At 65.6% G+C, this 8,485-nt stretch carries 6 protein-coding genes; all 6 read right to left on the bottom strand.

What is annotated here, in order from left to right; translation table 11 throughout:
- On the bottom strand, positions 1–662 hold a 662-nt coding region (locus VN047_RS17360; RefSeq protein WP_325544863.1), incomplete at its 3' end, for a rhamnogalacturonan acetylesterase.
- Positions 663–674: 12 nt separating this feature from the next.
- Entirely contained in the window at positions 675–1,427 is a 753-nt protein-coding gene (locus VN047_RS17355; protein ID WP_325544861.1) for an SDR family NAD(P)-dependent oxidoreductase, read from the bottom strand.
- 13 nt (positions 1,428–1,440) lie between these two features.
- Positions 1,441–2,724: an MFS transporter gene (locus VN047_RS17350; protein WP_325544859.1), complete on the bottom strand. Its 1,284-nt coding sequence runs from the start codon at positions 2,722–2,724 to the stop codon at positions 1,441–1,443.
- Positions 2,721–4,883, bottom strand: coding sequence for a heparinase II/III domain-containing protein (locus VN047_RS17345; protein ID WP_325544857.1), 2,163 nt, complete (start codon positions 4,881–4,883; stop codon positions 2,721–2,723). The genes VN047_RS17350 and VN047_RS17345 overlap by 4 nt, the downstream gene beginning before the upstream one ends.
- A complete protein-coding gene (locus VN047_RS17340; protein WP_325544855.1) occupies positions 4,880–7,096 on the bottom strand; it encodes a polysaccharide lyase 6 family protein in 2,217 nt (738 codons plus the stop codon). Before VN047_RS17340 ends, VN047_RS17345 begins: the two co-directional genes overlap by 4 nt.
- Before the next feature lie 103 nt (positions 7,097–7,199).
- The coding region (locus tag VN047_RS17335; RefSeq protein WP_325544853.1) for a sulfotransferase family protein at positions 7,200–8,485 on the bottom strand (1,286 nt) is incomplete at its 5' end.

Raw genomic sequence — 8,485 nt, 5'->3', positions numbered from 1 at the left:
GGCAGCGTCGTGCCCGTCTTCGCCGCGGCGAGTTCCTCCCCGGTCGGCGGCTCCTGCGCGAGCTTGGTCGCCATCTCGGCGCCCATCTCCTGCGCCTGCCGCGCGCTCAGCGCGTTGAGGTCGACGAGCGGCACGTCCATCGCCTTCGCGACGTCGCGGATCTGGCCGGACCAGCTTGCGAGCGTGTTTTTGAGCTTGCCGTCCTTGAATTCGCGGCGCGTCAGCGGCGTCACGAGTACCGGCGTCGCCCCCGCCGCCTTCACTTCCTCGACGAAGCGGCGAAGGTTCGCGGGAAACTCGGTCGTTTCGTCGGTCCAGCGTTCGGGGCGCGACGACTGGTCGTTATGCGCGAACTGGATCAGCACCCATGTTCCGCGATATCCCGGTACTTTCGCCTCGGCGAGAGCGATGTCCCAGCCGCCTTCCTGCCGGTAGCTGCGGGTGCTGCGCCCGCCGCGCCCGGCATTAAGGCAGGCGACCGACGATTTGACGTGGTGCGCGCAAAACGCACCGCCCCAGCCGCTGTGCGGCGCCATCGTCGAATCGCCGACCAGGATGATCTTGTACGGCTCGAGCGGTTCGGCATCGGTCCGTTCGCGGGTCTGGGCCTGCGCCCCGCTCGCGAGCAGGGCGGCCGTGGCTGTTGCGGCAAGCCAGCGCATATCGATCTCCAATCAGGAAAAGGCGAGGCCGCCGTTGATGTCGAGGCAGACGCCGGCGAGGAAGCTCGCGGCGGGCGAGGCGAGATAGACGATCGTGTCCGCCACCTCGTCGGGGTGACCTTCGCGCCGCAGCGGCGTGTTGCCCGCGGTCGCCGCGCGGCCTTCGGGCTTCGAGAAGATATCGTGGAAGCTCGTGCCGATCAGTCCGGGGCACACGGCGTTGACGCGGATGCCCTGCGGCCCGAGTTCCTTCGCCATCGAGCGCGTGTAGGTCATCAGCGCGCCCTTCGCGGTCGCATAGACCGAGGCGCCCGGGCCGCCGCCGTCGCGGCCGGCGAGCGACGACACGTTGACGACCGCCGAACCTTCGCCGAGGAAGGGCTGCGACGCCTGAAGCACGAGGAACGCCGATTTGAGGTTGAGCGTCATGACATGGTCGAAGAATTCCTCGTCCATCTCGCTCAGCGTCTTGCGCGCGATCATCCCGCCTGCAAGGTTGACGAGGATGTCGAGCCGGCCGCTGAACGCGATGCCGACCTCGTCAAGCATCGCCTTGACCGCGCCGCTGTCGGTGACGTCGGCCTGGATCAGGAAGGCGTCGCCGCCGGCATCCTTGATCGCCTTCAGCGTGTCTTCAGCAGCTTCGCGGCCGCTGTTGTAATTGATTGCGACGCGCACGCCGGCGCGGGCGAGGGCGATCGAGACCGATCGGCCGATATCGCGGCCGCCGCCGGTGACGAGCGCGGTTTTCCCCTGGAGAGTCATGTGATGCTGTTCCTTATTCTTGATTGTGGGCGGGTTGGGTGGTGACGGGTGCGACGCGACCGCCGACCAGCCAGAAACACAGGAAGGAGATGGGCACGATCGCCGCACTCAGCGCGAAGATCGGTGCGTAGCTCGTCTTGGTGAGCACGGGGACGAGCCAGGTGGTGATCAGCGTGCCCGCAACCGCGGCGGTACCGCTGATCCCGGCAAGGCTGCCGACCGCGCCACCGCCGAAATAGTCGCTCGGCAGCGTCTGGATGTTGCCGATCGCCATCTGGAAACCGAAGAGGATGCAGGCGATCAACAGCACCGCAGTCAGCGGATCGCTCGCACCGATCGTGAACAACAGCGACGGCAGCATGATCGCGCAGCCGATCGCGATCGTCGTCATGCGCGCCTTGTGGACGCCGCCGCCCTTGCTGATGATCTGCCCCGCGAACCAGCCGCCGAACAGGCTGCCGAGCATCGCGCCGACGAAGGGCACCCAGGCGAAAAGCCCGATCTGCTTGACGTCAAAGCCAAAGGTTTCGGCGAGGTAGATCGGCAGCCACGACACAAAGAGCCACCACACCGGGTCGAGAAAGAAGCGCGACAGGATCACGCCCCAGCTCTGGCGATAGCGCAGCAGTTCGCCGAGCGGCACGCGGCGGCTGTCATCGCGTCCCGCCTCGGTACGCCCGGTCAGGATATATTGACGCTCTTCCTCGTTCAGGCCCGGATGCTTTTCAGGGTCGGCCTTGTAGAACCAGAGCCATGGCACGAGCCAGACAAAGCCGAGCACGCCGATCAAAAGGAAGGTGCCGTGCCAGCCGAACTGGACGAACAGCAGCGCGATCAGCGGCGCCGAAATGATCCCGCCCAGCGAGGCGCCGGCGTTGAAGATGCCCTGCGCCAGCGCGCGCTCGCGCGACGGGAACCACAAGGCGTTCGCCTTGGCCGCGCCGGGCCAGTTGCCCGCCTCGCTGACCCCGAGCGTCGCGCGCAGGACGAGGAGCAAAGGCATTGAGCGGACCAGCGCATGCGCCGCGATCGACAGCGACCAGACGACGATCGAGATGGTGAAACCCATCCGCGTGCCGATCGCGTCGAAGATACGCCCGAAGATCGACTGGCCAAAGGCGTAGAAGATCATGAAGATCGTCACCAGCAGCGCATAATCTTCCTTGGTGGCGCCGATTTCCTTCGACACTTCGGGCCACATCACCGCGAGCGCGTTGCGGTCGATATAGTTGATGACGGTGGCGAGGGCGATGAGGGCGATGACGCACCAGCGGAAGCGGCCCTTGATCTTGCTCATTTCTTCGCTCCGGTCTTGGCGAGGTCGAGGCGGCCGACGGGGCCGGTCCAGGCGAGGGCGTGGCCATCGACGGTGACGCTGTGCTTGGTGTCGGCGGTGACGTCGTCGGCAACAGCCAACGCGATGCGGCGTCCGTCGACGAGGGTGATCAGAACAAGGTCGACGCCTTTTTCCTTGCGATGCTCGAGCGTTGCGACCCGCGCACTGCTTGCGACGACGGTCTCCGCCGACGCGTCATAGGCGCCGTGCGGTTCGAGCAGGCTGACGAAAGTCGCATCCGCCGCCCCGTCGACGCGCTGGATCAGCGCGGGTTCGCGGCGCAGGTTGAACTCGGGATCGTTCGCACCGCTTTCGGCAACGATGAAGTGTGCACCCGCGGGCGGGAGCATATGATAGCTGTAGAAGCGGCTGCCCTGCATCCACGTCAGCCGCGCCTTGCCGGCCTTCGTCCCTTCGCCGTCGACCCACAGATGCTGATATCCGTTCGCCTTGCCCAGCACCGGCCGCTCGGCGAGCTTGCGCTCGAACGCGATGTCGCTGTCGATGATATGCCCTGAAAAATGCAGCGGCAGGTCATAGCGATGCCTGCCGCTGCCAGTTCCACGGAGGATATCGAGCGCGAGCGGATTGGAGAGACCGTCGACCTCGACAAGCAGCAGTGCGCGGCGGATTTTAATATCCTTGTACGCGCCGACGATTTCGCCGATCGCATAGCGCGTCGGGCCGTCGAGCGATGCGGCAAGCTGGCGCGTCGGAAGTTTTTCTCCGGTTTTCCAGTTGCCTGCGAAGTGACTTTGTTCATCGACGACAAGCGTGTTGTGCGCGACCGTCGCGCTCGCCCAGCTGTCGTTTTCGGGCAGGTAGCGCCCGCCGCGCTTCGCCTCGACGTTGAGGAAGCGCGCGGCGCCATAGTCGGTCACCACCGCGCCGGTTTCGTCATAATAGAGCCAGCCGAGCCGGTCGAAATGACCGTGCCCCATGCCCTGCACCGTGTTCTTGGCGACGAGCAACGGGCCAGCCGGATCGGGCTTGGTGCGGAGCAGGACGAGTGCGCCGTCCTTGCCCTCGGGACCATCAGAGAGGAGCCGCGAGGCGAACGGCCAGGGCTTGGCCTTGCCCGCCGCGAGGTCGGCCGCCATCGCCTGCCCCGCCGGGGTCAGCACGGTGCGCCCCTGCCAGTCGGCGATCGACAGGAACGTCGGGTCCTTGGTCGCGCCATAGGCGATCGCGACCGCGTGATAGAGTTCCTCGGTGCGCAGGCTCTTGTCGGGCATCGCGTCGTTGATCGGCAGGAAGTAACCGTCGTGGGTGACGTCGACTGCCGTGCGGATCGCCTTGAGCACGATACCGTCCCGATACTCGAAAATCTTGCGACCCGGATCATTGGCCGCGATCGCCGCCGCGAAGACGACGAAAGGCTGCAGCGCATAGCGTTGATAATAGGGCCCCTCGGCATAATAGCCGTCGGGCGAAAAGAGCAGGTCGAGCTGGCGCAGGAACCCGGCCTTGCCGCTCTTGTCGAGCCCGAGCAGCGCCTTGTCGACGAGGTTGCGGTCGCCCAGCAGATAGCCCGACAGACCGACGCCTGCGGCCGCCCAGGTCGCATGGTTGTGGATGCGGTTGATGACCTCCGGCGATCCGTCGGACAGGAAACGCGCCATCGGGCGGATGACCTGGTCGTCGATACGCTGACGGTCGGCGGCGGACAGCGCTCCGCGGATCTCGGCATAACCCTGCACCGCGTTCACGAGGAACACGCTGTCGTTGAGGCTCTGCCAGAACAGGCGGCCCGGAACCTGGTTCGACGCTGCGGGATGCGCGCCGAGCTTCGGATAGAGATCGGCGTAGGCGAGCAGCAGGTCGCGGACATGATCGCGATACCGGACCTCGCCCGTCAGGCGGTAAAGCTGCCCGCCTTCGAAGATCGTGCGATAATTGCGCTTGTGCTGTTCGTGGGTGAAGCTGCCGCCCGGATCCTTGGGCACGGGCACGTTGATCCCGGCTCTGATCGACGCGTCGACTCCTGCTTTCGCCCGTTCGATCTCGGCAGCGAAGAGCGGCGCGAAGGCCTGCGCCGAAGCGGTCGGTGGCGTCTGCGCCGCGGCGGGTAGCGCCGGCAGCGTGGCGGAAGCGAGTAGCAGGGCAAGGGTGCGGGTCATGGACGTGCCTCCACGACGTTGCCGACCAGCCGTCCCCGCGGCGGGCCTTTCCATGCGAGTTCCTCGATGCGTGGCGCGGGCGTCGCGGCAAAGGCGTTCGATGCGATGCGCGTTTCGGGGGCGCCCACCGAGTGGATGACGAGAATTCCGTCCGATTTGGCGAAGTTGTTTTGCGCGATGTCGGCATGCTGCGCGCCCGAAATGCGCAGCGAGGCGCCATCGCGGCCGCTGTCGGCGACGCTCGACCCGGTCATCGCGAACCACGGCCCAAAAGTGCTTTCGTCGGTTCCCTTGCGCAGCAGGTCGGCAATCATCGCGACGCGCGCGAAGCGGCTGCCGCTGATCGTCAGTCGTTCCATCGGATACCAGCCTTTCGGTTCCTGCTCGCCGGTCGCCGCGACGACCACGCCCATTTCGGCGAAGTCGCTGTTCTGGATGGTCACATCGTCGGCGAAGGTGCCCGGCGCCATGGCAATGCCGTCAAGGCGGCCCCTGCCGGGACCGCGCACCGACACGCCGTCGAATATCACGCTATAATTTGGCGCAACGCCTGTGGTTACCGCGACCAAGGCGCCTTCGCCCTGTGCGGCGCTTGCGTCGACCGCCAGATTTTCGAGCTGCAGGCCTTTTCCGCCCGCGATCCTGGCGAGGCTCGACGCAACGCGCAGCACGGGCTTTGCGTCCTTCGCGCCCGCGATCGTCAGCCGATGCCGCACCATCAGCGGCGCCGCGATATCATAAGTGCCGGTGACGAGCGCCAGCGTGTCACCCGCCTTGGCGTCGGCGACCGCCTGCGCAAGCGAGGCACCAGCCGCGAGCGCCCGCGTCGCGCCGGTGCCGAACGCGGCCTCGGGAGCGTCGGCGCGATACCAGCGCGCGCCTACTTCTTCGCGCGTCACGGGCTTCAGATCGCGTGGTGCGCCGACTGCGGCAAGCGCAGGATCGACCGGATACAGCAGGCCGTTGGCTGTCCGTTCGAGTGCGACGTCGCGTTGCTCGACGCCTGCGCCCAGCAACGGCTTGGCGACCTTCGCTTCGACATTGCCCGCAAATGCGATGCCGCCGATCTCGCCCTCGGCGCGGAACGGATCCTGACCCTTGGCGCCGACGATCAGGTTGCGTTCGAATTTGCTGTCCGTCGGCGCGGCCGAGCGTTCGGCATCGGCGCCTGCCGCAAGGGTAATGCGTGCGCTGTCGATGATGCTGTTGCCCTCGATCAGCGCGTTCGCGACCTGATGATAGCGGTTGACCGCCGAATTGGGCACGCCGTTCATCACGCTGATCGCGCTCTTGAACGAGGTGCCCGCGAGTCCTTCGAAATAATTGCCGCGCACGATCTGGTCACGGTTGATGATGCGCACGCCGCCCGTGTCGGGCACGCCCTTGCCAAGGAAGATATTGCGTTCGACGAGGTTGCCGTTGCCGTGGCGCAGCACGAAGGCACCCTGCGCTTCGAGCACCAGATTTTCGCGGATGATATTGCCGCCCGATTTGACCGACACGATCTCGACCTCGCCGCTGGTGCGGTCGAAAATGTTGCGTTCGACGATGCTGTTCGATGCCGACAGCGATTCCTCGCTGGTGCCGATGCGGATCGTCTCGCCGCCATTCGATCCGAGCGGCGGGCGCGGGCCGAAATAATTGTGATCGATGCGGTGGCGGTTATCGAGCGGATCGCCTGCGCGGCGGATCACCGCGAGCGTGACCCCCGCGTTGGTCTTGCCTTCGAAATGCGAATGATCGACGCGGTTGCCGGTGCCGTAGAGCGCGACCCAGATATCTTCGGCGCGGCGGTCGGCCTTGCTGTACCCGTCGATCACCACCTCGGTGACGCGGCTGTTATGCGCGAGGGTTTTTGAATCGCGGCGGAAACTGATGACCTGACCGGTCGGGCTCGCACCACCCCGGAAGACGAGTCCCGACACGACAAGATATTGTCCGCCGAGGCGCAGGTTCGACTGGCCGGTCAGCACGACCTTGCCCTTGGTCTTCGCGGTGAGGGTGATCGGCTTGCCGGCGGTACCGTTGCCGGTGAACGCGATCTGGAAATCGCGCCATTCGCCGTCGGCGAGAATGATCGAGTCGCCGGGTTTGGCGACCTTCACCGCCGCCTTGAACTGCATCTGATCGGCAACCGCTATGTCTCGGGCGAGGCCGGACTGTGCCGCCGTAACGCCGATCGCGACCGTCAAGGCAGCCCGCAACAGCATCATATCCATCCTCCCAACGATCTCTTATGATCATTGGTCTACATAAGTGGTATGACGATTTCAACCCCGTTTGGTTGACGAAACGTCACACCAATATGGGCAGGTGCTAGGGCGTCGAGGCGAGACCTGCTTTTAGCGGAGCGAGCCATGGTTCGAAATCGCGCCAGCTTTCGAGGTTCGACCGGTCGATCGGCCGCCGGACCTGCGCCGCGCTCGGCGTGTGCACCGCCCGGGGGTTGTCGTGGAAATCGAGGCATGCGGATGCAAAGGGAAGCGCCAGATGGTCGAGCAGCCCTCGCACCGTGTCTTCGGGGCGGTCGACCAGCTCTTCATAGTTCGCGCGATGGACCCGATCCGGCAGGAGCTCGTCGATTCGCGCCGACATATCCACATAACCGCGATAATATTCGCCGAGGTCGCGCAGCGACGCGGGAAAGCTGGTCTGGCGGTTGAAATAGGTCGAAAAGGCGGAAAAGCAGCACGGAAGCGCCGCGCGGCGCACGTCGACGATCCTCGCGTTCGGCAGGATCAGGTGGATCAGCGCGACGAAGCGCCAGTTCGCGGGCATCTTGTCGGTAAAGTAGGGGCGATCTGTGCGCCGGTACCGGCGCGTCGCCGCCAGATAGCGTTGGCCCAGGCCTTTTCGCTCGTCCGGCGTCAGTCGCGCAATGGCTGCAGGCAATCCGGCCCACGTTCCGCCACTGATGGTGGCTGCAATTTCCTGAAGTTCGAACAGTTCGCCGGCCGCTTCGACCATCGGGTGGCTCGACAGCATCTGTTCGACGAGCGTCGAGCCCGATCGGGGCATCCCGACGATGAAGATCACGTCGTCTGCATCATGTCCCGCACCCTGTCGTTCTTTGAAAAAGTCCGGGTCGAGCGCGCGATGCGCGGCGACCGCATCGCGCAGGATCTGCGGATCATAGGGCGTGACGGCAGCGCGCTCGCCATTCGCCTTCGTGTAACACGCGAACGCTTGTCCGAACGAGCCCCGATCGGCGCAGGCGCGGCCGAGCGCGAAGAGCATCTGCGCCCGCTGCGAAGGATCGCGGACGCCGGAGAGTGCCCTTTCCATCGACCGGATATCGTCGACGCCGAAAGCGCGCGCGCGAAGATTGGCGAGGCCGAGCCAGGCCGATCCGCTCGACGGATCGAGTTCGAGCGCGGTGCGATAGGTGGTGAGTGCGGCTTGGGCTTTTCCGGTGGCGTGTAGCGCATGGGCATAGTTCGTCCACAAGAGCGCGACCCGCGGTGCGCGCTTCACGAGCGCTTCGTGGACCGCGAGCGCTTCGTCATCGCGCCGCTCGGCCGCCAGCACGCCGGACTTGATCGACAGCGGCCAGATCTCGGCGGGCGCCTGTTCGATGGCGCGGTCGAGGATCGCCAGCGCGT

Source organism: Sphingopyxis sp. (assembly GCF_035565275.1).
Taxonomy (GTDB): Bacteria; Pseudomonadota; Alphaproteobacteria; order Sphingomonadales; family Sphingomonadaceae; genus Sphingopyxis.
Note: the sequence above shows the minus strand (reverse complement) of the source record. Positions and strands in the feature narration are given on the sequence as shown.

Excerpts from the sequence above, each read along its gene's own strand:
- VN047_RS17355 (WP_325544861.1), bottom strand. The coding sequence starts at position 1,427 with ATGACTCTCCAGGGGAAAACCGCGCTCGTCACCGGCGGCGGCCGCGAT.
- VN047_RS17350 (WP_325544859.1), bottom strand. The coding sequence starts at position 2,724 with ATGAGCAAGATCAAGGGCCGCTTCCGCTGGTGCGTCATCGCCCTCATC.
- VN047_RS17345 (WP_325544857.1), bottom strand. The coding sequence starts at position 4,883 with ATGACCCGCACCCTTGCCCTGCTACTCGCTTCCGCCACGCTGCCGGCG.
- VN047_RS17340 (WP_325544855.1), bottom strand. The coding sequence starts at position 7,096 with ATGATGCTGTTGCGGGCTGCCTTGACGGTCGCGATCGGCGTTACGGCG.